Origin of the sequence: Rhizobium leguminosarum bv. viciae, from assembly GCF_012276115.1 — a bacterium.
GTDB lineage: Bacteria > Pseudomonadota > Alphaproteobacteria > Rhizobiales > Rhizobiaceae > Rhizobium > Rhizobium leguminosarum_T.
Window position 1 is genome coordinate 62,611 of sequence record NZ_WIEU01000027.1, and the last position, 26,736, is coordinate 89,346.

The 26,736-nt window shown below is 61.1% G+C and carries 33 protein-coding genes; 12 read left to right on the forward strand and 21 right to left on the reverse strand.

Annotation, left to right across the window (positions count from 1 at the left end; all coding sequences use genetic code 11):
• Positions 1-8: 8 nt before the first annotated feature.
• Positions 9-734 (reverse strand): DUF2270 domain-containing protein, encoded by a 726-nt coding sequence (locus GFM02_RS30905; RefSeq protein ID WP_168323777.1) that lies wholly within the window; start codon positions 732-734, stop codon positions 9-11.
• A gap of 132 nt (positions 735-866) precedes the next feature.
• Here GFM02_RS30905 and GFM02_RS30910 point away from each other — a divergent pair, with 132 nt between their 5' ends.
• The 4 genes from GFM02_RS30910 (at position 867) to GFM02_RS30925 (ending at position 3,311) form a co-directional block, all read left to right on the forward strand.
• On the forward strand, positions 867-1,685 hold the full coding sequence (locus GFM02_RS30910) for a class I SAM-dependent DNA methyltransferase (RefSeq protein ID WP_168323778.1): 819 nt from the start codon (positions 867-869) through the stop codon (positions 1,683-1,685).
• 128 nt (positions 1,686-1,813) lie between these two features.
• Positions 1,814-2,500, forward strand: a complete 687-nt coding sequence (locus GFM02_RS30915) for a glutathione S-transferase family protein (protein WP_168306112.1) — start codon at positions 1,814-1,816, stop codon at positions 2,498-2,500.
• A complete protein-coding gene (locus GFM02_RS30920; RefSeq protein ID WP_131664975.1) occupies positions 2,497-2,838 on the forward strand; it encodes an ArsR/SmtB family transcription factor in 342 nt (113 codons plus the stop codon). The genes GFM02_RS30915 and GFM02_RS30920 overlap by 4 nt, the downstream gene beginning before the upstream one ends.
• The gene (locus GFM02_RS30925) at positions 2,835-3,311 is read left to right on the forward strand and encodes an SRPBCC family protein (protein ID WP_168306111.1); all 477 of its coding nucleotides are present in this window, start codon (positions 2,835-2,837) and stop codon (positions 3,309-3,311) included. Before GFM02_RS30920 ends, GFM02_RS30925 begins: the two co-directional genes overlap by 4 nt.
• Before the next feature lie 78 nt (positions 3,312-3,389).
• Here GFM02_RS30925 and GFM02_RS30930 read toward each other — a convergent pair whose 3' ends face one another.
• The 10 genes from GFM02_RS30930 to GFM02_RS30975 all read right to left on the reverse strand — a co-directional run bounded on the left by GFM02_RS30930 (position 3,390) and on the right by GFM02_RS30975 (position 10,511).
• Entirely contained in the window at positions 3,390-3,857 is a 468-nt protein-coding gene (locus tag GFM02_RS30930) for a DUF1801 domain-containing protein (RefSeq protein ID WP_168323779.1), read from the reverse strand.
• A gap of 101 nt (positions 3,858-3,958) precedes the next feature.
• A complete protein-coding gene (locus tag GFM02_RS30935; protein WP_168284452.1) occupies positions 3,959-4,429 on the reverse strand; it encodes a DUF1801 domain-containing protein in 471 nt (156 codons plus the stop codon).
• A gap of 11 nt (positions 4,430-4,440) precedes the next feature.
• A complete protein-coding gene (locus tag GFM02_RS30940; protein ID WP_131664969.1) occupies positions 4,441-4,662 on the reverse strand; it encodes a hypothetical protein in 222 nt (73 codons plus the stop codon).
• A 57-nt stretch (positions 4,663-4,719) separates the two neighbouring features.
• Positions 4,720-5,130, reverse strand: a complete 411-nt coding sequence (locus tag GFM02_RS30945) for an SRPBCC family protein (protein WP_132609123.1) — start codon at positions 5,128-5,130, stop codon at positions 4,720-4,722.
• Positions 5,127-5,450 (reverse strand): ArsR/SmtB family transcription factor, encoded by a 324-nt coding sequence (locus GFM02_RS30950; protein ID WP_003540367.1) that lies wholly within the window; start codon positions 5,448-5,450, stop codon positions 5,127-5,129. The genes GFM02_RS30945 and GFM02_RS30950 overlap by 4 nt, the downstream gene beginning before the upstream one ends.
• Before the next feature lie 232 nt (positions 5,451-5,682).
• Positions 5,683-6,510: an ATP-binding cassette domain-containing protein gene (locus GFM02_RS30955; RefSeq protein ID WP_168323780.1), complete on the reverse strand. Its 828-nt coding sequence runs from the start codon at positions 6,508-6,510 to the stop codon at positions 5,683-5,685.
• Between the two features lie 10 nt (positions 6,511-6,520).
• Positions 6,521-7,357, reverse strand: coding sequence for an ABC transporter permease subunit (locus GFM02_RS30960; protein ID WP_168323781.1), 837 nt, complete (start codon positions 7,355-7,357; stop codon positions 6,521-6,523).
• Positions 7,358-7,443: 86 nt separating this feature from the next.
• Positions 7,444-8,634 carry an FMNH2-dependent alkanesulfonate monooxygenase gene (gene ssuD / locus GFM02_RS30965; RefSeq protein ID WP_168323782.1) on the reverse strand — a complete coding sequence of 397 codons (1,191 nt, stop codon included), beginning with the start codon at positions 8,632-8,634 and terminating at the stop codon, positions 7,444-7,446.
• A gap of 363 nt (positions 8,635-8,997) precedes the next feature.
• Positions 8,998-9,963 carry an aliphatic sulfonate ABC transporter substrate-binding protein gene (locus GFM02_RS30970; RefSeq protein ID WP_168323783.1) on the reverse strand — a complete coding sequence of 322 codons (966 nt, stop codon included), beginning with the start codon at positions 9,961-9,963 and terminating at the stop codon, positions 8,998-9,000.
• Positions 9,964-10,142: 179 nt separating this feature from the next.
• Positions 10,143-10,511: a hypothetical protein gene (locus GFM02_RS30975; protein WP_168323797.1), complete on the reverse strand. Its 369-nt coding sequence runs from the start codon at positions 10,509-10,511 to the stop codon at positions 10,143-10,145.
• 162 nt (positions 10,512-10,673) lie between these two features.
• Here GFM02_RS30975 and GFM02_RS30980 point away from each other — a divergent pair, with 162 nt between their 5' ends.
• Complete coding sequence (locus GFM02_RS30980; protein WP_168323784.1) at positions 10,674-11,543, forward strand: NAD(P)-dependent oxidoreductase; 870 nt, start codon at positions 10,674-10,676, stop codon at positions 11,541-11,543.
• Positions 11,540-12,223, forward strand: a complete 684-nt coding sequence (locus tag GFM02_RS30985) for a DNA alkylation repair protein (RefSeq protein ID WP_168323785.1) — start codon at positions 11,540-11,542, stop codon at positions 12,221-12,223. The genes GFM02_RS30980 and GFM02_RS30985 overlap by 4 nt, the downstream gene beginning before the upstream one ends.
• 41 nt (positions 12,224-12,264) lie before the next feature.
• Here GFM02_RS30985 and GFM02_RS30990 read toward each other — a convergent pair whose 3' ends face one another.
• The 5 genes from GFM02_RS30990 to GFM02_RS31010 form a co-directional block, all read right to left on the reverse strand.
• The gene (locus GFM02_RS30990) at positions 12,265-13,161 is read right to left on the reverse strand and encodes a LysR substrate-binding domain-containing protein (RefSeq protein WP_168323786.1); all 897 of its coding nucleotides are present in this window, start codon (positions 13,159-13,161) and stop codon (positions 12,265-12,267) included.
• 454 nt (positions 13,162-13,615) lie between these two features.
• Positions 13,616-14,677, reverse strand: a complete 1,062-nt coding sequence (locus GFM02_RS30995) for a porin (protein ID WP_168269850.1) — start codon at positions 14,675-14,677, stop codon at positions 13,616-13,618.
• A 716-nt stretch (positions 14,678-15,393) separates the two neighbouring features.
• Positions 15,394-15,882, reverse strand: a complete 489-nt coding sequence (locus GFM02_RS31000) for an Lrp/AsnC family transcriptional regulator (RefSeq protein ID WP_003540387.1) — start codon at positions 15,880-15,882, stop codon at positions 15,394-15,396.
• Between the two features lie 69 nt (positions 15,883-15,951).
• Positions 15,952-16,584: a uracil-DNA glycosylase family protein gene (locus GFM02_RS31005; RefSeq protein WP_168323787.1), complete on the reverse strand. Its 633-nt coding sequence runs from the start codon at positions 16,582-16,584 to the stop codon at positions 15,952-15,954.
• A 4-nt stretch (positions 16,585-16,588) separates the two neighbouring features.
• Entirely contained in the window at positions 16,589-17,146 is a 558-nt protein-coding gene (locus GFM02_RS31010; protein ID WP_168323788.1) for a thermonuclease family protein, read from the reverse strand.
• Positions 17,147-17,252: 106 nt separating this feature from the next.
• Here GFM02_RS31010 and GFM02_RS31015 point away from each other — a divergent pair, with 106 nt between their 5' ends.
• Positions 17,253-18,788, forward strand: a complete 1,536-nt coding sequence (locus GFM02_RS31015; RefSeq protein WP_025394875.1) for a sensor histidine kinase — start codon at positions 17,253-17,255, stop codon at positions 18,786-18,788.
• Positions 18,789-18,893: 105 nt separating this feature from the next.
• Here GFM02_RS31015 and GFM02_RS31020 read toward each other — a convergent pair whose 3' ends face one another.
• Positions 18,894-19,283, reverse strand: coding sequence for a diacylglycerol kinase (locus GFM02_RS31020; RefSeq protein WP_020050291.1), 390 nt, complete (start codon positions 19,281-19,283; stop codon positions 18,894-18,896).
• A gap of 139 nt (positions 19,284-19,422) precedes the next feature.
• Entirely contained in the window at positions 19,423-20,439 is a 1,017-nt protein-coding gene (cobT, locus tag GFM02_RS31025; protein WP_020050292.1) for a nicotinate-nucleotide--dimethylbenzimidazole phosphoribosyltransferase, read from the reverse strand.
• Between the two features lie 156 nt (positions 20,440-20,595).
• On the opposite strand from cobT, the gene GFM02_RS31030 reads away from it, so the two are divergent.
• The 5 genes from GFM02_RS31030 to GFM02_RS31050 all read left to right on the forward strand — a co-directional run bounded on the left by GFM02_RS31030 (position 20,596) and on the right by GFM02_RS31050 (position 23,983).
• Positions 20,596-21,378, forward strand: a complete 783-nt coding sequence (locus GFM02_RS31030; RefSeq protein WP_168323789.1) for an adenosylcobinamide-GDP ribazoletransferase — start codon at positions 20,596-20,598, stop codon at positions 21,376-21,378.
• Between the two features lie 18 nt (positions 21,379-21,396).
• The gene (locus GFM02_RS31035; RefSeq protein ID WP_168323790.1) at positions 21,397-21,615 is read left to right on the forward strand and encodes a DUF1289 domain-containing protein; all 219 of its coding nucleotides are present in this window, start codon (positions 21,397-21,399) and stop codon (positions 21,613-21,615) included.
• Positions 21,612-22,313, forward strand: a complete 702-nt coding sequence (locus tag GFM02_RS31040) for a TIGR02281 family clan AA aspartic protease (protein WP_168323791.1) — start codon at positions 21,612-21,614, stop codon at positions 22,311-22,313. Before GFM02_RS31035 ends, GFM02_RS31040 begins: the two co-directional genes overlap by 4 nt.
• Before the next feature lie 186 nt (positions 22,314-22,499).
• Positions 22,500-22,937 carry an EamA family transporter gene (locus tag GFM02_RS31045; protein ID WP_168323792.1) on the forward strand — a complete coding sequence of 146 codons (438 nt, stop codon included), beginning with the start codon at positions 22,500-22,502 and terminating at the stop codon, positions 22,935-22,937.
• Positions 22,938-23,059: 122 nt separating this feature from the next.
• Positions 23,060-23,983: a LysR family transcriptional regulator gene (locus tag GFM02_RS31050; RefSeq protein WP_168323793.1), complete on the forward strand. Its 924-nt coding sequence runs from the start codon at positions 23,060-23,062 to the stop codon at positions 23,981-23,983.
• Here the strand turns inward: GFM02_RS31050 and GFM02_RS31055 are convergent.
• The 3 genes from GFM02_RS31055 to GFM02_RS31065 form a co-directional block, all read right to left on the reverse strand.
• Positions 23,946-24,683, reverse strand: coding sequence for an SDR family oxidoreductase (locus GFM02_RS31055; RefSeq protein ID WP_168323794.1), 738 nt, complete (start codon positions 24,681-24,683; stop codon positions 23,946-23,948). The genes GFM02_RS31050 and GFM02_RS31055 overlap by 38 nt on opposite strands.
• A gap of 113 nt (positions 24,684-24,796) precedes the next feature.
• Complete coding sequence (locus GFM02_RS31060) at positions 24,797-25,558, reverse strand: ABC transporter permease (protein WP_168323795.1); 762 nt, start codon at positions 25,556-25,558, stop codon at positions 24,797-24,799.
• Complete coding sequence (locus GFM02_RS31065; protein ID WP_131664944.1) at positions 25,555-26,481, reverse strand: ABC transporter ATP-binding protein; 927 nt, start codon at positions 26,479-26,481, stop codon at positions 25,555-25,557. Before GFM02_RS31065 ends, GFM02_RS31060 begins: the two co-directional genes overlap by 4 nt.
• Positions 26,482-26,736 lie beyond the last annotated feature (255 nt).

The following is a 26,736-nucleotide window of genomic DNA, read 5'->3' on the forward strand; positions in this document are numbered from 1 at the left end:
TGACCGCGTCAGACATGCGCCTCGCCATGGCCGAATTCGCCTTCGTCGCGATCCGGGCGAAGCGCGAAACCGAGCATGCCGAGATAGAAGGCGACGACGATGGCAATGACCGCAAGGCCGGGAACCGGCCCGAGCACGGCATTGTCGATGACATAGGCCCATGACTGCGCCTGCAGCGCCGGCATGCCCTCCGCCTGCAGCTTCGGCGTCGAGATCTTCAGGCACCAGGCGAGCAACAGGATGAAATACATCCAGCCGTAGTTGCGTTTGAGCCGGCGGTGCATCGCCTCTTGATAGCTGAGCAGGAAGCGCGGCTTGCGCAGGCTGCTGGCGACCACAACCGCCCATTCGCTGCCGGCATTGGCGTCGGGCGCCAGGATTTGCGCGAAATAGCAGCGCTCGATCTGGCGAATGCGGGCGCGATAGATATCGAAGAAGCGATAGCGCCGTGCCTCGATCATCAGAAGCAGTGTCACCAGCATCATCCCGAACAGCAGCACCCCGTGATGCGAAGTCGGCGTCGACAGCGACACCGAAAGCAGTGCTGCGACCACGGTGATCGCCCAGTTGGACGTCCGGTCGATGCGGTCGCGCCAGCTCGTCATCCGCCCGAGTTCACCACGGTAATAATGGCTGAGCGTGTTGGTGACCTCGTTTGGTGTCGTAGGTAGCAGTAATGCCCGGCCGGCATCTCCTTCCCTCGCCGATGATGTCCTCACTGGCTCCGTTTTCATGGCCTTTCCTCCCTCGGTCTTCTTTTCGGCCATTCTGCGCCCGCAATCGCACCATTGCAAAACATCGAAAGCAGTCTTAGACGCATGCCTGAAATAAAAGGACGGCCTGAAACAAAAGGACGATGGACTGCGATGGCAAAGAAGATCGACGAAGAAGCTCTTGGCGAGGCCTACAACCGCGCGCTGGCGCTGGAAAAGGCCGGCGATGTCGACGCCGCCGTTGCAGCCTATGAGGAAGTCCTGACGATCGATCCCGACGATCACGGCGGTGCAGCCGTGCGCATTGCCGCGATGGGTCGCGGCGAAACGCCGGTCAAGGCGCCCGACGCCTATGTCGAGACCTTGTTCGACCAGCATGCCGAGGTTTTCGAGGATGTGCTCGTCGAGCAGCTCGGCTATCACGTGCCGATGCTGGTGCGCCAGCGCCTGCAGGCGCTGAAGCTCGGACCGTTCAAGCGGCTGCTCGATCTCGGCTGCGGCACGGGCCTCACCGGCGGCGCGCTGCGCGACCTCTGCGCTGATATGACCGGCATCGATATATCGGAGAAGATGGTCGAGATCGCCCATGAGAAGGATCTCTACGAGACGCTCTTCGTCGCCGAGGTCGAGGATTTCCTCGACGACAACGATGAGGAAGCCTTCGACATCATCGCCGCCACCGACGTGCTGCCCTATCTCGGCGCGCTCGAACCGCTGTTCTTCGGCACCGCCGAGAACCTGACGCCGGGCGGCCTGTTCATCTTCTCCTCGGAAACCCTACCCGAGGAAATACTCGCCGGCCGCGCCTACATGGTCGGCCCACACCAGCGCTTCGCCCATGCCGACGCCTACGTCAGGGAACGCCTGACGGCCACCGGTTTCGAACTCGTCGAGATATCGGATATCAACGTGCGCATGGAAGACGGCCAGCCGACACCAGGCCATTTGGTGATCGCCCGGTATGATGGCTGACGCCAACACCCGATATATCGGCTGACGGAATACTTGCCCGGTTGGCGAAGTATCTGTTGCAAAATGCGTCACGACCTGATAGTTAGTCGATCGGTAAAGTTTACCGCAACGATAGGAAAGGTCGCCGCATGTCGCTCGTGCTCTATGGGCATCCGCTCGCCTCTTTCTGCCACAAAGTGCTGATCGCGCTTTACGAAAACGGCACTCCCTTCGAGAATCGCATCGTCGATCTTTCCGACGAGAGCTCGCGCGCCGATTTCTTTCGCTTCTGGCCGATCGGCAAGATGCCGCTGCTGCGGGACGAGGCGCGCGACAGCACCATTCCCGAGACATCGATCATCATCGAATATCTCGAGCAATATTATCCCGGCCCCGTTCGCTTGCTGCCGCCGGAGATCGACCGGGCGCTGCAGGTTCGCCTCTGGGACCGCTTTTTCGACCACTATGTCCAGGCACCGATGCAGACCATCGTCAGCAATCGTCGGCGCCCCGAGGGCACGGCAGATGAAATGGAGGTGGCAGCCGCCAAGGCGACGCTCGCGACCGCCTATGCGATGATCGAAAAGCAGCTCGCCGACAAGCAATGGATATCGGGCGACGGCTTCACCATGGCCGATTGCGCCGCCGCCCCCGCCCTGTTCTATGCCGAGACTCTGGTTCCGTTTTCATCGGAACAGCCGAACCTTCGCGGCTACTACGATCGACTGCTGGCGCGCCCGTCCTTTGCAAGGGCACTGGAAGAGGCCCGCCCCTACTTCAAGTTCTACCCTTACAAAGAGAGACTGCCGGCTCGCTTCCGGGATGCGGCGGAATGATGGACGGCCAGGCGGATCTCGACCGCATGTTCCATGCACTTTCCGATCGCAGCCGCCGCGGCATGATCGATCGCCTCGGTCGCGGCCCGGCCTCCGTCACCGAGCTGGCCGCGCCGCTTGCGGTTGCCCTGCCGACGGTGATGAAACATCTGCAGGTGCTGGAGGAAAGCGGCCTCGTGCTCTCCGAAAAATCCGGCCGGGTGCGAACCTACCGCCTGCAGCAGGATGCACTTGCCGCCGTCGAGCGTTGGGTGGAACAGAGGAAGACCCGCTGGGCCGCCACCTTCGACAGGCTGGACCACTTTCTCGCCAATGAAACGGAGACCCTCCCCGAATGACGACACGATCCGCCGAACACGCCACTCTCGTCATCGAACGCCATCTCAAGGCGCCGATTTCTCGCGTCTTCCGCGCCTGGTCAACACCGGAATCCAAACGGCAATGGTTCGCCTGCCATGGCGAGTGGGTACCGCTGGACTACGGGCTCGATTTCCGTCCCGGCGGCGCGGAAAGGAACTACGTCGCCGATACTGACGGCCTCCTGCATGCCTATGACGCCCATTACATCGATATCGTACCCGATGTCCGCATCATCTATGCCTATGAGATGAAGCTTGGGGAAAGCCGCATCTCCGCATCGCTCACAACCGTTGCCTTCGAAGCCGCACCCGGCGGCACGAAAATGGTCTTCACCGAACAGGTGGTCTTCCTCGACGGCTACGCCGATAACGGTGCCCGCCTCCAGGGCACCGAGATCGGTCTCGACAATCTGGAACTCTTCCTCGAGCGCGAGGAAAGCCCGATCCACTGATCGCATGTCACGCAAAACCAAATCGCCTCGCATGAATCAAGTTTGACGCGACGCGTTTCAGGCGAAATAAGCCAAGCCTCAAGCACTGCTTGATTTCTTGCCCGAGCCGGCAGGACGAGCGGCGGCCCGCTTTGAGGTGTTGAGTGCGACAGCACCGCGAATGAGCGCCTTCAACGCCTCCTCGTCAATCTCGTCGCCCTCATGAAAATCGATGGCGCGCCTAGTATTGCCGTCAAGGCTGGAGTTGAAGAGGCCTGAAGGGTCCTTCAGCGAGGCGCCTTTGGCGAAGGTCAGTTTCACCACGCTTTTGTAGGTCTCGCCGGTGCAGATGATCCCGGCGTGCTCCCACACCGGAACGCCTCTCCACTTCCATTCCTCGACCACGTCGGGCTCGGCCTGTCTGATGAGAGTTCGGACGCGGGCGAGCATCTCGCCGCGCCAATCGTTCAACTCCTCGATTTTCGCATCGATCAAACGAGAAGGAGAGTCTCCGTCCTTCTCTTCGCTGGAGCCGCTCTTCTTCAGGATTGCCGTGGCTTTCTTCATCGATATCTCCCCCTCGATCCCTTAGGTGCTGATGGCCTAGAGCGCCGTGCGTCCTTTCGGACGCACAAAGGACGCTCTACTTTTTCAATCTTCGTGTCCGTTCACATTCGTTCGCCGGGCAATTGGCTGGCCTGCTCGACCCAGGCGGCGAACTGAGCCTCGTCGAGTTGGTCTTCCTCATGGATGTGGAAGTAACGCACTTCCTTTTGTTTGGACTCGCCGGGCGGGATGGGGCTGAGCGACGTGCCGCGGAAGAAAGCAACCTTGATATATTTCGCGAAGCAATGGACACCGAGGAACCAGCCCTGCCCTTCGATGCCGTAGAGGGGCGAGTTCCATTTCACGGCCTTATACACCCCGGGCACCGTGCGCGTGATGAGCGCATCGAGGCGATGCCCGACGTCGCTTTTCCAGCCGGGCATGGCGGCGATGTAGGCTTGCACGGGAGCGTCGCCGTAACCCTTGGCGATCTGAGGGTTGCCGCCCGAGAGAAGGACCGGCTCCGCGGTATCAGGCTTGGCGACTGTCTTCTTCGTGACCTTTGCCGCGGTCTTGGATGTCTTCCCGGACATTGCCTTCACTCCTACCCTCCGCTGCGTCCTGCGCCGCGCCACCTGGTGGCATATGGCAGCGCGAACAAGTAGAGACCGGTGAGCAGCAGCAAAGTCAGCGGCAGCAGCGCCATGAGGCCCACCCAGACAGACGATTTCTCTTGCAGCATCGCAATGATATTAATTATGACGGCCAGCGTAAAGGCAATGGACAGCCAACGGTGGATCTGCCGAAGCCAGTTATTCCAGTTCAAGGGAACCTCCTGCGAAAACAAGCGAAGCGGATGGCGTGATCCGTTTTGGCAACGGTCTCACTCTATCCGCGTCAGCACCTGCTCCAGCTTTGCGAAGAACTGCTGCCAACCGCTTTTGGCGCCCCCGTAAGCCTGCCGCTGATCCGGCCGGAAGCCCGACTGCTCCATGCGCAGCTGCGTGCCCGCGCCCGTGGGCGTGAGAGTCCAGGTGACGACACTTTCGAGATCATAGGCAGCCCAGGTGTAAGACAGGGTCTTGTTCGGCTCGACTTCCAGGACCTGGCAATCGACCGAGCCCCAATCCGCGCTCAGCTTGAAACGGTGATTCGCGACCGGCACGAAGTCGTTCTTCATCAGCCAGTCAGCGATCAGATGCGGCTGCGTGAGCGCGCGCCAGATCTTTTCCGGCGGAAAAGGGATCTCTCGTTCGACGATGACGGAACGGGTTTCGTTTGAAATTTCGGTCATTGGTCCATCCTTTTCAATAGATCTTCCAGCTGGTCGAACCGATTTTGCCAAAAGCCCGCCATCTCACTTGTCCAGTCGACCAGCGGTGCCAGCGCACCGAGCTGGGCACTATAGTGGGTCTGGCGACCTTCGTGACGATCACGCACCAATCCGGCCTGTTTCAGGATTCCGAGATGTTTCGAGACGACCGGTTGCGAGACCCCGGCCCGAGCCGTCAGAGCCCCGACCGTCTTCTCTCCTTCGCGGCACAGCCGTTCGAAAAGAGCCCTCCGGGTCGGATCGGCGAGCGTTCTGAAGAGCACATCCTGGGTGTCCGACATCTACAATCCATACCCCGTTAGCTATGGATTAACGTATAGCCGTGGAGGTATGAGTGAGTCAAGCTGGACGTAAAACAACTCGAGAAAATATTGCTGCATCTAGTGCGCGTGGCAGAGGTGAGTGAATTTCACATATCCAAGCGGCTATACATTTTCGCCATTAGACATGCATGCTCGCGCGGACACGCCTCGCCTATTCCGAGGTCATGTAGCGTCGCGAATAGACTTGGGATCAATGGCCGCCGTCGGTGCCGAGAATCGCGGCAAGCAGCCGGCCTTCCAGCTCGGCGAGGCCAGGATGGCCGTGCCGGCGCGGACGCGGATACGGAATGGGAAGATCGAGTGCGATCCGCCCCTCATCGAGCACGATGACCCGATCGGCGAGATGCACCGCCTCGCTGACATCATGAGTGACGAGCACTGCGGTGAAGCCGAGTTCGCGCCAGACACGGTTGATGAGCTCCTGCATGCTGATCCGCGTTAGCGCATCGAGAGCACCGAGCGGTTCGTCGAGCGCCAGCACGCCTGGCCGGCTGACCAGCGCCCGCGCCAGCGCCACGCGCTGCCGTTGCCCGCCGGAAAGCCGCGCCGGCCATTCCCCGGTCTTTTCGCCAAGCTGGACTTCGGCAAGCACGGCATCGGCCGCCTTCGCCGCCGCCCGGCTGTCGACGCCGTCGCCGAGCCCGACCACGACATTGTCTGCGACACTGAGCCAGGGCAGCAGCCGCGGCTCCTGAAAGACGATACGCGCGTTCGGGCTCGCCGGCGCGCCGTCGGCATCTTCGAAATGCAGCTCGCCGGCAGTCGGCTCGTCGAGGCCCATCAGGATGCGAAGCAGCGTGCTCTTGCCGCAGCCGCTCTTGCCGATCACGGCGACGAACTGGCCGGCCGGAATATGCAGGTTGATGCCGCGCAGCACGCGGTTGGCCCCAAAACTCTTTTCAAGCCCCGTCAGGCTGATCGCCGCGGGCGCACTATGGCCCACTGCCGGCGCGTTTTCGCGCGCATAAGCTGGCTCTTCGGCGACGGCGTGAAAACGCTCATTTGCGATCGATGTCATGGCGTCTCTCCTATTTCTGATAGACCGGGTTCCAGGCGAGCAGCCGCCTCTCCAGCACCCGGGCGATGACATCGGCAAGTTTGCCGAGCACGGCATAAATGACGAGGGCGAGCACGACGACGTCGGTCATCATGAATTCGCGGGCATTGTTGGCCATGTGGCCGATGCCAGACGATGTAGCGATCGATTCCGATACGATCAGTGTCAGCCACATGATGCCGAGCGCATATCTGAGGCCGACGAAGATCGACGGCAGCGCACCTGGAAAGATCACCTTGCGAAAAAGCGTCCAGTTGCCCATGCCATAGACCTTGCCCATCTCGATCAGATCGCGATCGACATTGCGCACCCCGTGATAGGTGTTGAGATAAACCGGGAAGAGCACGCCGAGCGACGTGAGAAACAGCTTCGATTCCTCGCCGATCCCGAACCACAGGATGACAAGCGGGATCATCGCCAGATGCGGGATGGTGCGCAGCATCTGCAGAGTCGTATCCGTCAATTGTTCGGAGATGCGCGATACGCCATTGGCGATACCGAGCAGGAAGCCGATCGAGCCGCCGACGAGAAGACCGGCAAAGGCGCGGCTGGCGCTCACCAGCACGTCATTCGGCAACTGGCCGGAAACCATCGTCGACCAAAAGGCAAGGCCGACATCGGCCGGCGACGGCATGATGCGCGATGAGATCCAGCCGGCCGAGGAGGCAAGCTGCCAGAACGCCACGATCGCCATCGGCACCAGATAGGGCGTCAGCTTCTCCAGGCCGGGCAGCGGCAGGTGGAACCTCGCCTTCCCGGCCTTTTCGGAAGCGACCGACCGTACGAACGGAGTATCGAAAGTCGACATGCATTGTCCTCGCGCTTATCGGGAGCAGGATGCCGCAAGCCGTAAGCGGCTTGCGACGGTGTCACGCTCTGCGTCTTCGTTCGAGATCAGGAGCCGGAGACGACTTTCAGATTGCCGCCATGGCTTCCGCCTGCGAAGACCTGCTTGCGGCCGAACTCGTTGTTGAAACCCAGGCGCTGCTGCTCTCGGGTGATGCCGAGCTCGGGGAAAAGCAGCTCGGCGACGCGATAGGCCTCTTCGAGATGCGGATAACCGGAGCCGATCACCGTATCGATGCCGATCTCCTGATACTCGCGAAGGCGCGCGGCCACCGTCTTCGGCGAGCCGACCAGCGCCGTGCCCGCACCGGCGCGCACCAGGCCGACGCCGGCCCAGAGGTTCGGCGAGACTTCGAGCTTGTCGCGCCGACCGCCGTGAAGGGCGGCCATACGCTTCTGGCCGACCGAATCGGACTCATGAACGAAGCGCTCCTGCGCCTCGCGGATCGTCTCGTCGTCGAGATGGCGGATCAGCCGCTCGGCCGCCTCCCACGCCTCCTCGTCGGTTTCGCGCACGATGAAGTGCAGACGGATGCCGAAGCTCACCTCGCGGCCGCGCTCGCCGGCGGCCTTGCGCACCTTGGTAATCTTCTCGGCAACCTGTGCCGGCGGCTCGCCCCAGGTCAGGTATTTGTCGACGCGTCCGACGGAGAAGTCGATGCCGGCATCCGACGAACCGCCGAAATAGAGCGGCGGACGCGGGTTCTGCACCGAGGGAAAGCCGAGGCGCGCGTTGGTTGCCTTGATGTATTTGCCGTCGAAGCTTGCCGTTCCCTTTTCCAGCAGTTCCTCGAACACGGTGAAGAACTCTTCGGCATGGGCGTAGCGCTCGTCATGCTCGAGATGGATGCCATCGCCGGCAAGCTCCGCCGGGCTACCGCCGACGACGATGTTGAGCAGCAGGCGGCCGTTGGAGACGCGGTCGAGCGTCGTAGCCAGACGCGCATAATAGGCAGGAGACGCCGTGCCCGGGCGGATCGCCACCAGGAACTGCAGCTTCTCGGTCTTGGCGGCAAGGGCTGCCGCTGTCACGAAGGATTCTTCGCAGGCAACCCCGGTCGGCAGCAGCACGCCGGAATAGCCGAGCCGGTCGACGGCCTGGGCGATCTGCGTGAGATAGCCGATCTCGGGCGCGCGGTTGAGATCGGCGGAGCCGAGATAGGTGCCGTCCCCCGATGTCGGGATGAACCAGAGGAAATTGATGGGCCCGGATTGGCCAGTATGAGAGATGGTGGTCATTGGAAGACGGTCCTTTAGCTGCGGAATTCGAAAATCAACTCGCGTGGTCGAGATGGCTCTCTGTCTGCCTTGCGTAGCGCCGCCGCCGCACAGATGCTTGGAAGGATCCTCGTGGCGGCGGAGGCGGCAAGAAGGCCGGCTGTCTGTCTATGCGCGAGCATCTGAAATATCCCTGTCGATCGGATGGCAGCAGGTAGATGCCTTTCGGTGTCTGCTCGATCATGAGGATAGTGACATAGACCACCAATTAGATCGACAATATCAATTTGCTATTCTAATCTGTTTTGGGGAATATTTTTCCGGTTCGGCGGCATGGGGGCGCTCTCCATGCCGCCTCGCGGAAATCTTGGCCCGGCCGGAAAATCAGCTTGCCTTGGGACGCCAGACGATATCGCCGGTCGTAAGCTTCTTCGGCAGGATGCCGAGCCCGTGGAACTCGTCGGCGAGCGCCTGCTGATAGGCGGCGGCGGCATCGGTGATGGTCGAGACGCTGCCGAGATCGGCACCCTTTCGCGTCAATGTCACGCGCGTCACGTCAATCGACACGCCGGTGATCTCGGAAAGTTCCTTCACCGTCTCCTCGATATTGCTCTGGGCCGACGTGCCGACCTTGGCAAGCTCATCGATCACATCGACGACCACCTGCCCGTTGGCATCGGTGAAATCGCGATTGGCGAGGAAGAAACTGTAGGAGTCGACGATGCCTTCGGCGGTCGTCAGGATACGCGTCTCCGGATCGGCTTCTGCAATCGCCAGATAGGGATCCCAGATCGACCAGGCGTCGATGCTGCCATTCTTAAAGGCGGCCGCGGCATCCGGCGGCGAAAGGTCGAGCTGCTCGACATCTTCGGGCTTCAACCCCGCCTGGCGCAGAATCTTGACGGTTACGTTATGCGCGCTGGAGCCGCGCTTGAAGGCAACCTTTTTGCCCTCGAGATCTTCAAGCGTCTTGATGGGCGAATCCTTGCGCACGAGGATGGCCGACGCTGCCGGGCTGCCCTTGTAGAGACCGACATAATAGAGCTGCCCGCCGGCCGCCTGGGCAAAGAGCGGCGGCACATCGCCGGTCGCACCGAAATCCAGAGCCCCGGCACCCAGCGCTTCGAGAAGCGGCGGACCGGAGGTGAATTCCGACCAGCTGACGGTAATGCCGCGATCGGCAAGCCGCTTCTCAAGTGCGCCACGCCGCTTGGCGAGCGCCAACACGCCGTTCTTCTGCCAGCCGATACGGAATTCGCTGGCGGCAGCGCGTGCCGGCCGGACAGCCGGCAGGATTGCCGTGGCCGCAGCGGCTGCGAAAAGCCCGAGCGTTTGTCGACGTGAAATCATGACTTTCCCCTTTTTTTGATGGTGCCGGGCCTGTTTCGGCTGGTCGACCCCTGTCAGTGATGAATGCCATGATGATGAAATCTATAATTTATATCGACAAATTTATTTGCGACATCTGGCCTTTGCTGAAATTTTGCGGCCTGGAAATCGGCCTCAAGCGGAATTTTTTCGCGCGTCCCTCACTCCCGACCTTCGGCGGCCAGGCGCTCACGGATGAAGGTGGGGCCGCCGGCAAGACGCTTCGCAAGCAGGCTTGCGGGATCGACCATGCGCCAATAGGGCGTAACCGTCGAAACCGGCTCGCCCTTCTCCAGCGCGCCGAATGACAACTCGGCGATCGCACGCAAATGCCGCTGCACGGTCACCGGACAACAGGCGTCCGCCCCGTATTGAGCGGCGAGACGGCGACGGAGAGTGCCTACTTCGGTGAGGACACCTTCCGGTGCCGATCGAATCTGCTCTGCGACCATCTGCTGCGATGGAATGAGCATCGCCTGCATTCCGCTGCGGCCTTTGCGCCGGGGCTTGATCGTCGGAATTTCCCTCATGTCACCCCCGGAAACATTGTGCTCTTTCGCTAATCTAGATCTCGACTGACCAATGGCCAGCCTCAGATCCATCAATTGGAATGGAGTTTCTCGTAATGGCTTTTCTGCTCCCGTCGTTTCGGTTAATCCTCGGGCCTGCACTTGAGGAAAAGGATAGGACATATGGCAAAAGTCGCGTTCATCGGTCTCGGCGTCATGGGTTTCCCTATGGCGGGGCATTTGAAGACGAAAGGCGGCCACGATGTCACCGTCTATAACCGCACGCCGGCAAAAGCCGCCGCCTGGGCCGAGAAATTTTCAGGCCACGCCGCCCCCACCCCGGCCGAGGCCGCCGCCGGTGCCGATTTCGTCTTCGTCTGCGTCGGCAATGACGAAGATCTCCGCTCGGTGACATCGGGCGAGAACGGCGCTTTACACGGCATGAAGCCCGGTTCGGTGCTGATCGACAACACCACCGCCAGCGCTGAGGTCGCCCGCGAACTTTATGCCGCGGCCAGGAAAAAAGGCGTCGACTTCATCGACGCTCCCGTCTCCGGCGGCCAGGCCGGCGCCGAAAACGGTATCCTGACCGTCATGTGCGGCGGCGACGAGGCCGTCTTCGAACGCGCCAGGCCGGTCATCGACGCCTATGCCCGCATGGTTGGCCTGATGGGGCCGGCAGGCTCGGGCCAGCTGACCAAGATGGTCAACCAGATCTGCATCGCCGGCCTCGTCCAGGGACTTGCCGAAGCGCTGCATTTCGGCAAGCGCGCCGGCCTCGATATTGAAAAAGTCGTCGAGGTGATTTCCAAGGGTGCGGCCGGTTCCTGGCAGATGGAAAACCGCCACAAAACCATGAACGCAGGCAAATACGACTTCGGCTTCGCGGTCGACTGGATGCGCAAGGATCTCGGCATCGTGCTCACCGAAGCCCGCCGCAACGGCGCCAAACTGCCGGTCACCGCCGTTGTCGATCAGTTCTACGGCGACGTGCAGTCAATGGGCGGCAATCGCTGGGACACATCCTCGCTGCTCGCCCGCCTCGAGAAATGATCGGCCCCTCCTCCGATGCGGCCGAATTGATCGCGCATCTCGAAACGCTGCGTTCGGAGGAGAATGTCGCCGGCATGGCGCGCTTCGGCATCGTTACCGGCGGCGCCCTCGGCATCTCCAATTCCGATATCCGGGCGGTCGCCAGACTGGCGAAGAAGGATCACCTCAGGGCAATGCAGCTCTGGCGAAGCGATATCCGCGAAGCCCGCCTGCTCGCCCTCTACACAGCCGAACCGAAGCGGTTGACGACGGAAGAAGCCCGACATTGGGCCGATGATTTCAACTCCTGGGAGATCGTCGATTGCGCCGCCGATCTCTTCGTCGAGGCGGGGCTGGACGAGCTCATCTCAGACTTCGCCGCCGACGAGCGTGAATTTATCAGGCGCACAGCCTTCGCCATGATTGCCGGTGCTGCGGTTCACTTGAAGAAGGAACCTGATGCGACCTTCCTCGCTTGGTTGCCGCTGATCGAGGCCTATGCCGGCGACCCGCGAAACTTCGTGTGCAAAGCGGTGAATTGGGCGCTGCGCAGCATCGGCAAGCGCAATCTCGCCTGCCATGCACCGGCGCTGGCACTTGCAAAGATCCTGGCAGAAAGCCCTGATAAAACTGCCCGCTGGATCGGCAAGGATGCCGCCAGGGAATTGGCCGGCGAAAAGCTTTTGGCACGGTTGAGATAAGGCGGGATGCCGGCTTGAATAAAGATGCCTGGCGCTGTGAGTCAATGCTGTTTGGATTTTTCGACCAGGAAATCGATCAGGACCCGCACCGCCGGCGGCATGCCCTTGGCCGTCGTGAAGACGATATAGAACTGGCTCTCCTCCGACTGCCATTCGGGCAGCACCCGCACAAGCTTGCCAGCCTGGAGATCGGCCTCGCAGGCTCTTTCGAGCAGAAGCCCGAAGCCGAGACCGGCCCGGGCCGCGTCGAGGATGGCGGTCGTGCTGCGGCAGGTGAGCCGCGGCTGATGACGAATCACTTGTTTGGCGTCATTCGGACCGACCAGTTCCCAGGTGTGGAACGACACCCATGACGTCATTGCCAGCGTCGGAAGGTCGGCGAGCTCGTCAACGCAATTCAAACTGCCGGTACGCTCGACGAGCGAGGGACTTGCGACCAGGATACGTCGCGCCCGGTCGAGCTTGCGCATCGTCAGGCTCGTCTGCGTCTCCGGCTCGTTGGTCGCTCTCACCTCGAGATCGATCCGTTCGTTGATGAGGTCGGCGCGCCGCTCGGAGCCGATGATCTGCAGCTTGATCTTCGGGTAACGTTCCAGGAATTCAGGCAGGATGCCCCCGACCGAGATGTCGACGAGAGCGAGCGGGCACCCCATCCGCACCACGCCTTGCGGATCGGATTGTGCCTCGGTGACGATCGACTTGGCACGATCGGCCTCCTGCAGTATGGTCTGGCATCTTTCGTAAAAAGCTTGGCCGATCTCTGTCACCCGGAAGTGACGCGTCGAGCGTTCTATAAGCCTTGCGCCAAGCCCATCCTCGAGACGGCTGACCCGCCTGCTGAGTTTCGAACGTGGTATTTTGAGATCGCGACTTGCAGAAGCGAAACCGCCGCTGGAGACGACAGCGGCGAAATAATAGTAGTCGTTGAGATCGTCCATAAGAACAAGCTATCCGAGAGTAAGAATGAATGCCAGCCCCCAGCAAGGGTTGTATCCTCTCTCCCAAAAAGCTGTAATCACATTGTCGGCATTCGATTTTCTTTTCACGACCCGTTGCCGCAAAGCCAGCCAACGCAGACGAAGACAATCAATCGACAGCCGTCCGCACGGCAATATCTCGGCCGATCCAGCTCGCTTGAAAAATTGAAAAGGGGGTGCCTCAATAGCCGAGGCTAACAAAATGCCGACATACGATACGCAACGTACCTGTTCGGCTCACCTGAAAAGGCGTTCCTGAAAGACTGCCTTGAAGACTGCAACACCAAAAACGCTGCAAGGACGGTCCGGCAGGGAAGACCGGAACCCGTCCCCGTAGCTGATCGGAGGTCACTCGGATCAGAAACTGATTTAACTGCTCCCGGTCCGAAGACCGGGAGCATATCCACCAAGTGGATTAGAACGCACGCTGCAGACGGAAGTAGCCCGACGTGGAGTCTTCGCCATCTTGCGGATCGAGGTACTGAACCGAAGCCTTGGCGTAGAAGTTTTCGACGATCTGGTAATCAACCGTCAGACCGACCTTCCAAGCATCGCCGAGACCGTCGAAGTCTTCCGGAACTTCCGTGCCACCGCCGAAGTAGTTGCCGTAGTACTGAACGCCCGGGGTGATCTTGAGCTTGTCGGTTGCCTTGATGGCGTATTCGGCAGCGACAGCCCATTCAGCCGAGGAGTAGTACGAGTTCGGGCCGGAAGAGTATACGCCGGCGAGGCCGAACGTGCCGGGACCGATTTCAACCGTACCCATCGCGCGGATGGCGCCGTCTTCGTTGTCCACGTCCCAGCCGCCAGTGACCTGGTAGCTGAATGCGCCGGCAGTGCCGCCAATGCCGAAGGCAACGCCGACATTGTTCGGACCATCGTCCGGAACAAAGTCGCCGGTGACGGGGTCCACGGTACCCTGGTAAACGCCGTCTTCCAGTTCATCGACGCTAAGACCAGCGTAGAAGGTGCCGCTTTCATACTGATAGCGGAGGGAGTTGTGCAGCGTTACGACCGAACCGATGTCGTCGGTTTCGCCAGAGAGACCATCGTCCCACCAGCTGTAGAACAGACCGGCGCGGAAGCCCGCGACGTCGAGGTAAGCGGAGTCGAGGATGGCGTCCTGATCGGTGGCATTGTCAGCATTGAACTGCATGACGATGACGCCGGTCAGCGGACCATACTCGGTGTCGCTCTTGGCCGTGAACTGAACCTGACCGCGAGTTACTGCATCCCAATCAGAGTCGTTGTCACCACCTGGGTTATCGCCAACGTTGACCTGGAAACGGATGTAGCCTTCGATCTTGAGGCAGGTTTCGGTGCCCGGGATGTAGAAGTAGCCGGTGCCGTAAGCGTCGCAGACGCGAACATATTCAACCGGTTCCGGCTCGGCAGCAACGATAGCGTCAGCTGCAAGAACCGGCGTCGATGCAGCAAATGCTGCTGCTGATGCAAGCAAAACCATTCTGATGTTCATTTACCAATCCATTCCTTTGTCGATCGGGGCTGGCTTCAGATCGGGTAGTCGATTTGAAGCCGGCCCAGTTTGAACAGCCATCTCGGCGTGCGGATCGATCGAACCGCCAAACCGTCATCACATACAAGGCTCTATCAAGCAATTGTCGATACACGCCAGATGGGTTCTCACGGGCTACTTTCCCCGGCAACGTGATCTTTATACAACAATTTCAAATATTTATAAAGAAAACATACCAAGCGGCTCCGCGACGGAAATCCTCCATCGCAAGCCGCACACGCTACACCCATTGTCAAATTCTCCACCGTCCGACCCCGTCGAACATACTGGTGAAGCGCATAAACTCTACCGCCGGCTAACAAGCACAAACAAGATGGCGGTTTAGAACATAGTGTTCTGAATTCGATACCAATGAGACAAAATTATGACATATCGCCCACTGGTTTTATCGACCATAACCCCAGAATCCTTACCAGGCTATTCATTTTTCCAGGAATTTGGTTCGATTTGAGCGTTTTTTCGCTATTTTTAAGGCTTTTTTTCAGTCGGGGGACCGCACATCCCCAAACTCGGCCTTGCTAACTGGCATTCCCACGTGCGGCCAGGATGTCACAAGTCGCCTCCAACGGGCATATCCGAGGTCACAGACTCACGCCTGGCATGAGGCCGCGCTGGACTTTGCAGTGTCGCGTGCGGTCACGGCCGCACGCTTGACCTCAATCCTCGTTGGATTTGGCATTGTCGAGAATCATGTAGTCGAGCGGCAGCTGCGTCGAATACTTGATCTGCTCCATCGCAAAGGCGGAGGAAACGTCGCGAATCTCGATCTTGGCGATCATCCGCTTATAAAAGGCGTCATAGGCGGCAATATCGGGCACGACGACTCGCAAGAGATAATCGACATCGCCGCTCATCCGGTAGAATTCGACCACTTCGGGGAATTCGGCGACCACCTCGGAAAAGCGGCGCAGCCATTCGATCGAATGGGTGGCAGTGCGAATCGACACGAAGACGGTGACCTTTGTATTGACCTTCTCCGGATCGAGGATGGCGACTCGGCGCTTGATGACGCCGTCTTCTTCCATCTTCTGGATGCGCCGCCAGCATGGCGTCGTCGAGAGACCCACTTTCTTGGCGAGATCGGCAACGGCAAGCGTCGAATCTTCTTGCAGAAGACGCAGTATTTTTCGGTCGAGGCGATCCATGCGCACAACAGTCCTTTCGAATTATTTTCTTTGTATAACTCGATTCCGCGCAACGAAAAGAATTTTGTTTCAGGAAAGCAGCATTTTCGTCCGTTCCTGCAGGACCGGGAGCAATTCTTTCTCGAACCAGGGATTGCGCTTCAGCCAGCCGCTGTTGCGCCAGCTCGGATGCGGCAGCGGCAGCACCGCCGGCGATCGGTCGGACCGAAGACCGTCGCGCCACACTCGCACCGTCTCGGTCATATTGTCCTGTCTTTCGCCGGCCATATGCCAGGCCTGCGCATATTGGCCGATGACCAGCACCAGTTCGATCTGCGGCATGGCCGAGATCACTCTTTGCCTCCAGAACGGCGCGCATTCGCGCCGCGGCGGCAGATCCGCGCCCTTGTCATCATAGCCGGGAAAGCAGAAGCCCATCGGCACGATGGCGAATCGGCCGCGGTCATAGAAGCTTGCCCTGTCAACGCCGAGCCATGATCGCAGCCGGTCGCCCGATGCATCGTCGAACGGCAGGCCGCTCTCATGCACCCGAAGCCCGGGCGCCTGCCCTGCGATCAGGATGCGCGCGCTCGATGAGATCACCGCCACTGGCCGCGGCTCGTGCGGCAGCCGGTATTCGAGGCCTTTCGCCGGTGCGTCGCGACAGATGCGACAGCAGGCGATCTCCCGTCGCAGCGTCTCCAGCATGGCTTCGTCGCTCATGGCTTTACTCCCACCCGACGACCTGCCCGATGAAGCGCAGGGCGCCATCGAAACCGGAACTCTGGCGCGCATGATCGCGCACATCGCGCGGCCGCTCGAAAGTCCCGGCCCAGAGACCGGCCTTCTGAGCCTTCGCCTCGGCCTCCTCCTTGCCATAATCGCCATAGGAGATGGCCATGCCCCGGCGCACCATGGCGGCATTGATGTCGCCGCCCGGCCCGCTCCGGCAGACGACGAGCAGCCTTTCGTAGCGGTCGCGCCGGCTGCCCTGACAAAGCGTTCCCGATGCCAGCACCATGTCCTGCAGCGCCTCGCGCGCCGCGCGCCCGCAGGCCCAGGCTTTCCCCGCCCGCTCGCAGCTCTGGTTGAGTTCCGGCGCATCGATGCCTTCGAGGCGCAACCGTTCGTCTCCCAATACCAGGCTGTCGCCGTCGGCAGCATGGAAGGCGCCCGCATGCTCGATTTTTGCTGCATCGTTGAGCTTGGCAGCGATCAGCGCCACGAGCGCCAGCAGGGCAAAAGCAATCACGCCGTCGCGAATCAGGCGCAGACCCCGTGTCACGCTTTTGCCTCCTTAAAAAACAAATCCTTGGCAAAGATGGCAAACATCTTCTTAAGAATTGCCGGTTAAGCTCTTATCCACCCTGGGATGAAGTTTCAACGTGCACATGAGTACCGGCGTAAGCACATCGACCGACAAGATCATCGTCGACAGGTCGCGCAGCCACCGCAACAAGGCCGTTTCCAAGGCCGTGCGGCAGACGCGCGAACGTCTTCAGTCCGGTCATGCGTCCAATTCCTCCTTCGATCGTGACGTGCTCGACATGTATGTGGCGTCGGTGCTGCAGGGCGCGACGATCATGCCGCTCTTCGTCGTCATCATCACCGCGCTTGGCGTCTATTTCACTGAAGATACGCAATTGCTCTTCTGGTCGCTGCTGACAGTCACCTGTCACGCCGGCAATATCCTGCTTGCAAGGCGCGCCCGCCGGCAGGAGATCACCGCCGAGAGCGCCCGCAAATGGCGCCGCCTGCTGCTCTCCGGCCAGTTCCTGCTCGGCTGCTGCTGGGCCGTCTTCGCGCTGCAGGGCTGCGACACCTGCGAGCCATCGAGCTTCATTCTTTATAAGGGCGCCACGCTGCTGATCGCGCTCTCCATCACGGCGATGTCGAACTTCATGCTGACGCCCGCCGTGCTCGCCGCCTTCTCGCCGGCGGTCCTGGCGCTTGCCGCCAAGAGCGGCCTGTCGCGCGACCTCCTCGAAATCAGCCTGACGGGGCTCTTCACCACCACCCTCGTCTTCTTCAATTATATCAGCGACCGGCTCTTCAAGTCGAACCTCAGGATCCTTTCCTACCAATCGGAGAAGGACGACCTGATCGCCGAGCTGGAAGTGGCGAAGTCGATGTCGGATGAGGCTCGCCGCCGCGCCGAAGAGGCAAACCTCGCCAAGTCGCGCTTCCTTGCCTCCATGTCGCACGAACTCAGAACCCCGCTCAACGCCATCCTCGGCTTTTCCGAAGTGATGTCGGCCGAAGTCATGGGGCCGCTCGCCAATCCGACCTACAAGGAATATGCGGGCGACATTCACCGTTCAGGCCAGCATCTGCTCGATCTCATCAATGAGATCCTCGACCTGTCGCGCATCGAGGCCGGCAAATACGAGTTGAGCGAGGAGGCGATTTCGCTTCTCGATATCACCGAAGATTGCATCGGCATGGTCCAGCTGCGCGCCCGCGCCAAGAACATTGCCATTTCGGACCAGTTCGAGCGGCAACTGCCGGCCATTTGGGCCGACGAGAAGTCGATGCGCCAGGTGGTGCTCAATCTTCTCTCCAATGCCGTCAAGTTCACGCCGCAGGGCGGCGAGATCCACGTCAAGGTCGGCTGGACGGCCGGCGGCGGACAGTACATCTCGATCAAGGACAACGGCCCTGGCATTCCGGAAGAAGAGATTCCCGTCGTCCTGTCGGCCTTCGGCCAAGGCTCGATCGCCATCAAGAGCGCCGAACAGGGCACCGGCCTCGGCCTGCCGATCGTCCAGGCGATCCTTGCCAAGCATGACGGACAGTTCCTGCTGAAATCGAAGCTGCGCGAGGGCACCGAAGTTATCGCCATCCTGCCCGCCAAGCGCGTGCTCCAGAGCCTGCCGGCCGTCGAGGAGGCCCAGGCCGTCGCGCGCAAGCGCAAAAGTTTTGCCTGATTCAGCGAAAGCATGATGCCGAAAAGTGTGAGCGGTTTTCGGGCAACATCATGCTTCAATTCTTAGACTTGGATCTGGATGACATTCGGCCGATCCAGCGTGAAATCATCCGGATCCAAAGAACAGATGCTTGCCGAGAACGAAGCCGAGATAGAGGCAGCAGGCGGCGATCATGCAGGTCACCGCGAAGGAGCCGAGATCCTTGGCGTGTTTGCCGACGATTGAAATCTCCGGCGAAATCCGGTCGATCACCTCTTCAACGGCGGTATTCATCGCCTCCATCGAAAAGAGCCCGAGAAACAGAAGCACCGCGACGACGATCTCGCCCGCAGTAGCTCCCACCAGCGCCAGCGCCGCGATCGAAACGACGAAGAAGCCGAGTTCCTGGCGGAAGGCTGCCTCTTTCAGCACCCTCAGGAAGCCCGCCCAGGAATAGCTGGCGGCGGCGATGAAATGCCGAAGTCCGGTCTCTTTCGTCACCGCAGGCTTCGTCAAGATGCCCTCTCCTCTTTCCGTTGCATCACAGACCGGGAGAGGCTTTGCCGTCTCCTCTTTGATGAGCGAATACGCAAATACCGAATCCGCTTAGGCCGCGCAAGCGAACGCGTGCGGATCGACGGCGCCTACCGCGGCCTTAATGCTTATTCGACACGCCTGCCTGGGCGAAGGTCGCCATGCCGGAATGGCAGGCGGCGGCCGCCTTGACGATGCCGGCGGCAAGTGCGGCACCGGTGCCTTCGCCGAGCCGCATGCCGAGCGCCAGAAGCGGCGTCTTGCCGAGCATCTCGATCGAGCGCAGATGTCCGGGCTCGCCGGAGACATGGCCGATCAGGCAATGATCGAGTGCCGACGGATTGGCCGCTTTGAGGATCGCCGCCGCTGCGGTCGCGACATAACCGTCGATCAACACCGGAATGCGCTCCATACGCGCAGCAAGGATCGCGCCGGCCATCGCCGCGATCTCGCGGCCGCCAAGCCGGCGCATGATCTCGAGCGGATCGTCGAGATGGTCACCATGCAGCGCCACCGCCTTTTCCACCGCCGCGATCTTGCGCTCCAGCATCTCGCCTTCCGAACCGGTGCCCGGCCCCACCCAGTCGCGCGCCGAACCGCCGTAGAGTGCATAGTTGATCGCCGCCGCAATCGTCGTATTGCCGATGCCCATCTCGCCGATGCAAAGCAGGTCGGTGCCGCCGGCGATCGCCTCCATGCCGAAGGCCATGGTCGCGGCGCAATCGCGCTCGGAAAGCGCTGCCTCCTCGGTGATGTCGCCGGTGGGGTAATCGAGCGCCAGATCGAAGACTTTCAGCCCGAGATCATAGGCGACACATATCTGGTTGATTGCCGCACCGCCGGCTGCAAAATTCTCGACCATCTGTTGCGTCACCGTTGGCGGAAAGGGCGTGATGCCCTGCCTGGTGACGCCGTGATTGCCGGCAAAGATCGCCACCAGCGGCCGGTTGACGGCAGGTGTGCGGCCCGTCCAGGCAGCAAGCCAGAAGGCGATTTCCTCGAGCCGTCCGAGCGCGCCCGGCGGCTTGGTCAGCTGCGCGTCACGCTCGCGCGCCGCCACCAGCGCGCGGGCATCCGGCCCCGGCAGGTCACGGAGCAGGGTACGGAAATCGTCGAACGGCAGGCCTGAAACGCTCATCTGTGCGGTTTTCCTATGAATCCGGGTATTCTTGTTTTTTTCCCGCAAATCAGCTTCTTTGCGGGTGGCCACTCTCTTAAAGCGGGCGGACGAGGCGAACAACTCCAAAAGCGCCGCCGCGACCATAAGCCGAGACCTCCGGCAGAATGAAGCAGAATGAAGATCAAGGACTATGCGGTCGATACCGCCCGCGCCGTCGCCTTCCTCAGCCGCATTCCCATGCCGCAATCGCTGTTCAAAGGTTATGACGGCAGGCTCGGCCGGCTGGTGCGCGCCTTTCCCTTTGCCGGCATCGTCATCGGCTTCATCCCCGCACTTGCCCTCCTCCTCCTTTTGGGGCTGCATGCGGACCCGCTGATGGCGGCCCTGATCGCGCTTTCCATCCAGGCCCTCGTCACCGGCGCGCTGCACGAGGACGGCCTGGCCGATACGGCCGACGGTATCGGCGGCGGCAAGAGCCGCGAACAGAGCCTCCTCATCATGAAAGACAGCCGGATCGGCACCTATGGCGCGATAGCGCTGATCCTCTCCTTCGCGATCCGCGCAGCCGCGCTTGCTGCGATCGCCCGCCATTCCTCGCCGGTCACTGCAGCCCTCGCCATTCCCGCCGTCGCGGCTCTCAGCCGCGGCGCCATCGCCTGGCACTGGCAGCGGTTGGCACCGGCAAAGGCCGATGGCGTGGCCGCCTCGACCGGCCAACCGGACGAGGCGGCGATGCAGTTTTCGCTCGCCTCAGCCTGCCTTGTCGCAGCGCTTCTGATCTGGCCCGCCTTCGGCTTGCGGCCGCTGGTCGCAAGCCTGCTCGCCACCGGCATCGCAGGGCTCGCCTTCACCGCCTTCATCCGCCGCAAGCTTGCCGGTCACACCGGCGATACCTTGGGCGCAACGCAACAAATTTGCGAGATCGCCACCCTTTGCGCCCTTGCCACCGCTCTTTGAAACTCCGATATATCCTCCATGCAAACACCCTGCGTTCACGTCTGCTCCCTGGTTTCAGCCACCGGATTTTGTTCCGGCTGCGGCCGGACTCTTCAGGAAATCGGCAGCTGGACGAGCTATTCCGACACTGAGCGAAAGCGGATCATGGCGCTGCTGCCGGCAAGGCTTGCAGGTTCCGCCAAGGTGCCGAACCATATGAAATCAAGCCTTGTCGCCGGGCCGGAGCGGCCTCTATGATTCGTTTGACCGTCTTCCTCGTCGTAATCGGCATCGGCCTTGCCGTGCTGATCCTCAACAGTGACAACAGCCGCATCCTTGGCTTGCAGAGCGATGACTTCGGCCGCGTCGTCTATCTGCTGCCGATCGCACTGATGCTGTGTGCCGGCATCTGGGCGAGCCGGCGCAGTGTCGGCGAAACGATGCGCCAGATGATGATCTGGCTGGTCATCATCCTGGCGCTCGTGACCGTCTATCTCTATCGCCAGGAAGCGCTCGGCGTCGGCAACAGGCTGCTCGCCGGCCTCGTTCCCGGCCGCGCTGTCGTCGTCACCACAAGCGAGGGCGGCCAGGAGATCATTCTGCACAAGCTGTTGAACGGCCATTTCGAAGCCGATGTCGCGGTCAACGGCCAAACGATCGAGATGCTCGTCGATACCGGCGCCAGCATGGTGGCGCTGTCGCACGAAGATGCCGAACGGATCGGCATCGACCTCTCCCGCCTCACCTATTCCATGACCGTCATGACCGCCAACGGCCGCGGCCGCGCAGCACCCGTCACCCTCGACCAGGTGGCGATCGGCCCGATCGTCCGCAACAATGTCGCAGCCAGCGTCGCCGAGGACGGCCGGCTCGACCAGAGCCTGCTCGGCATGAGCTTCCTGGAAACGCTGGGCTCGCTGCAGATGCAGACCGACGAACTCCGCATGCGCGATTAGCCTCGCAGCGCTCATGATCTGCTGCCGCTGCAGGCGCCTTTACGGCAACGGTCGGATCTGTCACTTTCAAGGGCAACAACAAGACCACAAAGAGCAAAAAGAAACTCCTAGTCTGGTGGCACCACAGTTCGGCCGGCCTTCGCCCGCAGCGAGGCCTTGACCCATGGGTGCGACAGGAGCTTCGCAATGAATTCACTCTGGCCGATCGTCATCGGCGGCGTTCTGCCTGCCCTGTTCTGGGGCATTACCGCCATCTTCCAGAAGCAGAGCGCCACGGCTGCCACCGGCTCCGCCGTCTACCTGATTGCCTTCGGCGCTGCCTGCGCGCTTGCCGGGCTGATCGCGACACTCATCTGGCGCCCTGCCCCCTGGACCGCCGAAGGTTTCGGTTTTGCCGCCATATCAGGCGCCTGCTTTGCCGTCGGCACCGGCCTCATCAGCTTTGCGCTTTTCACTTACGGCGTCCCCGTCTCGAAACTCGCCCCAATCTGGAGCTGCAACGTGCTGGTGACACTGGCGATCGGCGCCGTCTTTCTCGGCGAAGCCTCCGAGCTCGACATCGTAAAGCTCGTCGCCGGTACCCTCCTCATCATCTCCGGCGCCCTTCTCGTCAGCAGCGCCTGAGGGGAACTGGCGCAATGCGCAGCAGGTGAGCAGTTCGCCGCCACATGCTCCTGCGTTGCAGCGCCTTCGGCTTTGTTGATATCCTGCGTCAAGGCGCTTCTGCGCCCATACCGGAGCTCGACATGAATCCACGACAACTGAAAACATTCCTTGCGGTGATCCGGCACGAAAGTCTCACGCGCGCCGCTGCCGAGGTCAATCTCGCTCAGTCGAGCCTCAGCGACCAGATCCAGGCGCTCGAAGAGGAATTGGGCGCAGAGCTCTTCCTCCGCTCCCGGCAGGGCGTCATCCCGACACCCGCAGGTGCAGTCCTCAAGGCCTATGCCGAAGAGATATTGGCGCTGAACGACGAGGCGAAGGCAGCCGTCAGTGCTGCAGCCGGCAGCGCCGGACAGTCCATCACCTTGGGGACGCTCGAAACCATCGCCTCCGGGCGGCTGGCGCCCTGGCTGTCACTGTTTCGCAAGGAGAACCCAGACGTCGGCCTCAAGCTCAAGGTCACCAGCAGCGGCGAATTGCTGGCACAATTGCAGCAAGGCTCGATCGACATCGCCTTCACCTTCGATCGCGGGCAGCAGGATGAGCGCTTCTTGACGCGCCGCATCTGCAGCGAACCGCTGATGCTGATTGCCGGTCGCGATTTTCAAGCCCGGCCACCGGAGAGCCTCGCGGCGCTGAGCACCGCCCCCTTCGTCGCCACCGAAACCGGCTGCGTCTACCGTCACCTGTTCGACGCTGCCTTTGCCGAAGCACATGTTGCAGCACCACCAATCGTGACTGAAGCCGACAGCATCGCGACAATCGTCCGGCTCGTTGCATCCGGCGCCGGCTTTAGCCTCGTCCCGCGCCTTGCCGTCGGCCCGGCGGCAATGCGGGACAACATCGTCGAACTGCCATGGCCGGGCAAACCACCCGCAGCCTCGCTGGTGATGATGTGGCGGCGCAGGCGCGTGCAGCCGCCGGCGCTTACCCTCCTGCTGCAATCGGCAAGCGAAGAACTCTCGCCGTTCAGACCAGGCGATGCCCGCCTTCGACATGCAGGATAGTGCCTGTCGTGAATCCGTTGCCGATCAGGAAGCGGATCGCATCGGCAATATCATCGGGCCGTCCAACGCGTCCGGCCGGCAGGCGCTGCGCCATCGCATCAAGTGTCGCCTGCTTGGCGTCGCCGGCGACGAAGCTCCAGATCGGCGTATCCACCCATCCGGGCGACACTGCGTTGATCCGGATCGGCGCCAGCTCGACCGCCAGCGCCCTGACCAGGCCTTCGAGCGCCGCATTGACGGCTGCGACCACCGATCCACGCGCCGCCGGCCTGTAGGCCGCGACACCTGACGTATAAGTAATCGATCCTGAGGGCGGCAGATGGACGGCGCCATATTTCGCCAGCAGCAGCGGCCCGTAGAACTTGCTTTCGACCACCCTTTGCGCCGCCGCAAGTTCGATCGACGGCAGCAGCTGATAGGCGCCTTCGATATCGGCCGCCGTGCTGACGATGTGATCGACCGGCCCGCTATTGCAAAACAGCGCCGCGACTTCTTCGTCGCGCGATATATCGACGGCAACCGTCGCCAATCCAGGATGCTCGCCGAGATCGCGACGGGCCGCCGTAAGCTTGTCTTCGCTGCGTCCGGCGATCGTCACCGCCGCCCCTTCCCCGAGCAAACGCCTCGCCAGCGCCAGCCCCATTCCGGAACTGCCGCCAACAATAACGATCTTCGCGCCTTCGATCCTGATATCTGTCATCTGCCATCTCCTTCTCGGCTGATGCAGCAGATGCCTCGGATCAGAGTCGAAGAAAAACGGAAGAAACCGATGGTGTCATCGGGTTTTCCGATGGCGCGTGTTCGCGTGATTGATCAGTTCCGCAGCCGGTAGCCGGTCTTGAAGATCCAGCCGAGGGTTCCCAGGCAGATCACCAGGAACACCGTGATCATCGCCAGGCTGATCGCCGGGTTGACGTCGGCGATCCCGTAAAAACTCCAGCGGAAGCCGCTGACGAGATAAAGCACCGGGTTGAGGTGGCTGACCGCCTGCCAGAAGGGCGGCAGCATACTGACCGAATAGAAGCTGCCGCCGAGGAAGGTCAGCGGCGGCACGACCAGCATGGGAATGAGGTTCAACTGCTCGAAATTGCCGGCCCAGATGCCGATCATGAAGCCGAACAGGCTGAAGGTGATCGCCGTCAACAGGAAGAACAGGATCATCATGAAGGGATGCTCGATCCTAACGTCAACGAAGAGAGTGGCGGTCATGAGGATGATGAAGCCGATGATCATGCCCTTGGTCGCCGCCGCACCGACATAACCGAGCAGGATCTCCGTCATCGCCACCGGCGCGGAAAGCACCTCGTAGATCGTGCCGGTGAATTTCGGGAAATAGATGCCGAAAGAGCCGTTGCTGATGCACTGGCCGAGCAGCGTCAGCATGATCAGGCCGGGCGTGATGAAGGCGCCGTAGGACACGCCCTCCACCTCCTGAATGCGTGATCCCACAGCGGCACCGAAGACGATGAAATAGAGCGAGGTCGAGATGACGGGCGAGATGACGCTCTGCAGCAGCGTGCGGCGCGTGCGCGCCATCTCGAAGAAATAGATCGATTTGACGGCCTCGACGTTCATTTTTCCGCTCCCACCAGCGCCACGAAGATGTCCTCGAGCGAGCTTTGCCGCGTCGAGAGATCCTTGAAATGGATATTGTTCTCGCCGAGCCTGGTCAGCAGAGCTGCAATGCTTTCCTGCTCGTCGTCAGTGTCGAAATCATAGGTCAGCCGGTTGCCGTCTGCCTCCAGCGTCAGCCCGTTGCCGGCAAAACAATCCGGCAGCCGGTTGAGCGGTTCGGTGAGATCGAGGATGAGCTGCTTGCGGCCGAGCTTGGCCATCAGCGCCGCCTTGTCCTCGACGAGCAGCAACTCGCCGCCGTTGATGACGCCGACACGGTCGGCGATTTCCTCGGCCTCTTCGATATAATGGGTGGTCAGGATGATGGTGACGCCGGAGGCCCGAAGCTCTTCGACGACATGCCACATGTCCTTGCGCAGCGTCACATCGACGCCGGCGGTCGGCTCGTCGAGGAAAAGAATATCCGGTTCATGGGATAGCGCCTTGGCGATCAGCACCCGCCGCTTCATCCCGCCGGAGAGCTGGCGCAGCATATTGTCCTTTTTGTCCCACAGCGAGAGCGCGCGCAGCACCTTCTCGATATGCGCAGGATTAGCTTTCTTGCCGTGCAGCCCGCGCGAAAAGCTGACTGTATTGAACACCGTCTCGAACTGATCGGTGGTCAGCTCCTGCGGCACCAGCCCGATCATCCCGCGGGTGGCGCGGAAATCCTTCACGACGTCGTGGCCGGCGACCAGCACCCGGCCGCCGCTCGGATTGGCGATGCCGCAGATGATCGAGATCAGTGTCGTCTTGCCCGCGCCGTTCGGCCCGAGCAGCGCCAGAATCTCACCCTTTTCGACGTCGAGATTGATGCCCTTCAGGGCCTCGAACCCATTGGAGTAGGTCTTGGTGAGGTTCTGAACGGAAATGATGGGGGCCATGCGGGACTCTTGCGGATTCTCGGAAGTTACTTCGGCCCGCTATATAGTCCCTTTGTAACGCTTTAACATCCTTAAGCGCATGAACACTGCATTCGCGCGCCGTTAACACAGTTGGCCCGGAGGGCTTAGGTGTTTAGTCCCGGCATTTGATGGTGCATTATTTTCCTTAGAATGGAGGGAGGCACTATGGGCCAGGTTCTACACGGGAGCGCCACAACGACAGAGGCAATCCGTCGAGCAATACAAAATAGTGAA

Coding starts and splice junctions, on each gene's coding strand:
- GFM02_RS30905 (WP_168323777.1), bottom strand. CDS start 734: ATGAAAACGGAGCCAGTGAGGACATCATCGGCGAGGGAAGGAGATGCC.
- GFM02_RS30910 (WP_168323778.1), top strand. CDS start 867: ATGGCAAAGAAGATCGACGAAGAAGCTCTTGGCGAGGCCTACAACCGC.
- GFM02_RS30915 (WP_168306112.1), top strand. CDS start 1,814: ATGTCGCTCGTGCTCTATGGGCATCCGCTCGCCTCTTTCTGCCACAAA.
- GFM02_RS30920 (WP_131664975.1), top strand. CDS start 2,497: ATGATGGACGGCCAGGCGGATCTCGACCGCATGTTCCATGCACTTTCC.
- GFM02_RS30925 (WP_168306111.1), top strand. CDS start 2,835: ATGACGACACGATCCGCCGAACACGCCACTCTCGTCATCGAACGCCAT.
- GFM02_RS30930 (WP_168323779.1), bottom strand. CDS start 3,857: ATGAAGAAAGCCACGGCAATCCTGAAGAAGAGCGGCTCCAGCGAAGAG.
- GFM02_RS30935 (WP_168284452.1), bottom strand. CDS start 4,429: ATGTCCGGGAAGACATCCAAGACCGCGGCAAAGGTCACGAAGAAGACA.
- GFM02_RS30945 (WP_132609123.1), bottom strand. CDS start 5,130: ATGACCGAAATTTCAAACGAAACCCGTTCCGTCATCGTCGAACGAGAG.
- GFM02_RS30950 (WP_003540367.1), bottom strand. CDS start 5,450: ATGTCGGACACCCAGGATGTGCTCTTCAGAACGCTCGCCGATCCGACC.
- GFM02_RS30955 (WP_168323780.1), bottom strand. CDS start 6,510: ATGACATCGATCGCAAATGAGCGTTTTCACGCCGTCGCCGAAGAGCCA.
- GFM02_RS30960 (WP_168323781.1), bottom strand. CDS start 7,357: ATGTCGACTTTCGATACTCCGTTCGTACGGTCGGTCGCTTCCGAAAAG.
- ssuD (WP_168323782.1), bottom strand. CDS start 8,634: ATGACCACCATCTCTCATACTGGCCAATCCGGGCCCATCAATTTCCTC.
- GFM02_RS30970 (WP_168323783.1), bottom strand. CDS start 9,963: ATGATTTCACGTCGACAAACGCTCGGGCTTTTCGCAGCCGCTGCGGCC.
- GFM02_RS30975 (WP_168323797.1), bottom strand. CDS start 10,511: ATGAGGGAAATTCCGACGATCAAGCCCCGGCGCAAAGGCCGCAGCGGA.
- GFM02_RS30980 (WP_168323784.1), top strand. CDS start 10,674: ATGGCAAAAGTCGCGTTCATCGGTCTCGGCGTCATGGGTTTCCCTATG.
- GFM02_RS30985 (WP_168323785.1), top strand. CDS start 11,540: ATGATCGGCCCCTCCTCCGATGCGGCCGAATTGATCGCGCATCTCGAA.
- GFM02_RS30990 (WP_168323786.1), bottom strand. CDS start 13,161: ATGGACGATCTCAACGACTACTATTATTTCGCCGCTGTCGTCTCCAGC.
- GFM02_RS30995 (WP_168269850.1), bottom strand. CDS start 14,677: ATGAACATCAGAATGGTTTTGCTTGCATCAGCAGCAGCATTTGCTGCA.
- GFM02_RS31000 (WP_003540387.1), bottom strand. CDS start 15,882: ATGGATCGCCTCGACCGAAAAATACTGCGTCTTCTGCAAGAAGATTCG.
- GFM02_RS31005 (WP_168323787.1), bottom strand. CDS start 16,584: ATGAGCGACGAAGCCATGCTGGAGACGCTGCGACGGGAGATCGCCTGC.
- GFM02_RS31015 (WP_025394875.1), top strand. CDS start 17,253: ATGAGTACCGGCGTAAGCACATCGACCGACAAGATCATCGTCGACAGG.
- cobT (WP_020050292.1), bottom strand. CDS start 20,439: ATGAGCGTTTCAGGCCTGCCGTTCGACGATTTCCGTACCCTGCTCCGT.
- GFM02_RS31030 (WP_168323789.1), top strand. CDS start 20,596: ATGAAGATCAAGGACTATGCGGTCGATACCGCCCGCGCCGTCGCCTTC.
- GFM02_RS31035 (WP_168323790.1), top strand. CDS start 21,397: ATGCAAACACCCTGCGTTCACGTCTGCTCCCTGGTTTCAGCCACCGGA.
- GFM02_RS31040 (WP_168323791.1), top strand. CDS start 21,612: ATGATTCGTTTGACCGTCTTCCTCGTCGTAATCGGCATCGGCCTTGCC.
- GFM02_RS31045 (WP_168323792.1), top strand. CDS start 22,500: ATGAATTCACTCTGGCCGATCGTCATCGGCGGCGTTCTGCCTGCCCTG.
- GFM02_RS31050 (WP_168323793.1), top strand. CDS start 23,060: ATGAATCCACGACAACTGAAAACATTCCTTGCGGTGATCCGGCACGAA.
- GFM02_RS31055 (WP_168323794.1), bottom strand. CDS start 24,683: ATGACAGATATCAGGATCGAAGGCGCGAAGATCGTTATTGTTGGCGGC.
- GFM02_RS31060 (WP_168323795.1), bottom strand. CDS start 25,558: ATGAACGTCGAGGCCGTCAAATCGATCTATTTCTTCGAGATGGCGCGC.
- GFM02_RS31065 (WP_131664944.1), bottom strand. CDS start 26,481: ATGGCCCCCATCATTTCCGTTCAGAACCTCACCAAGACCTACTCCAAT.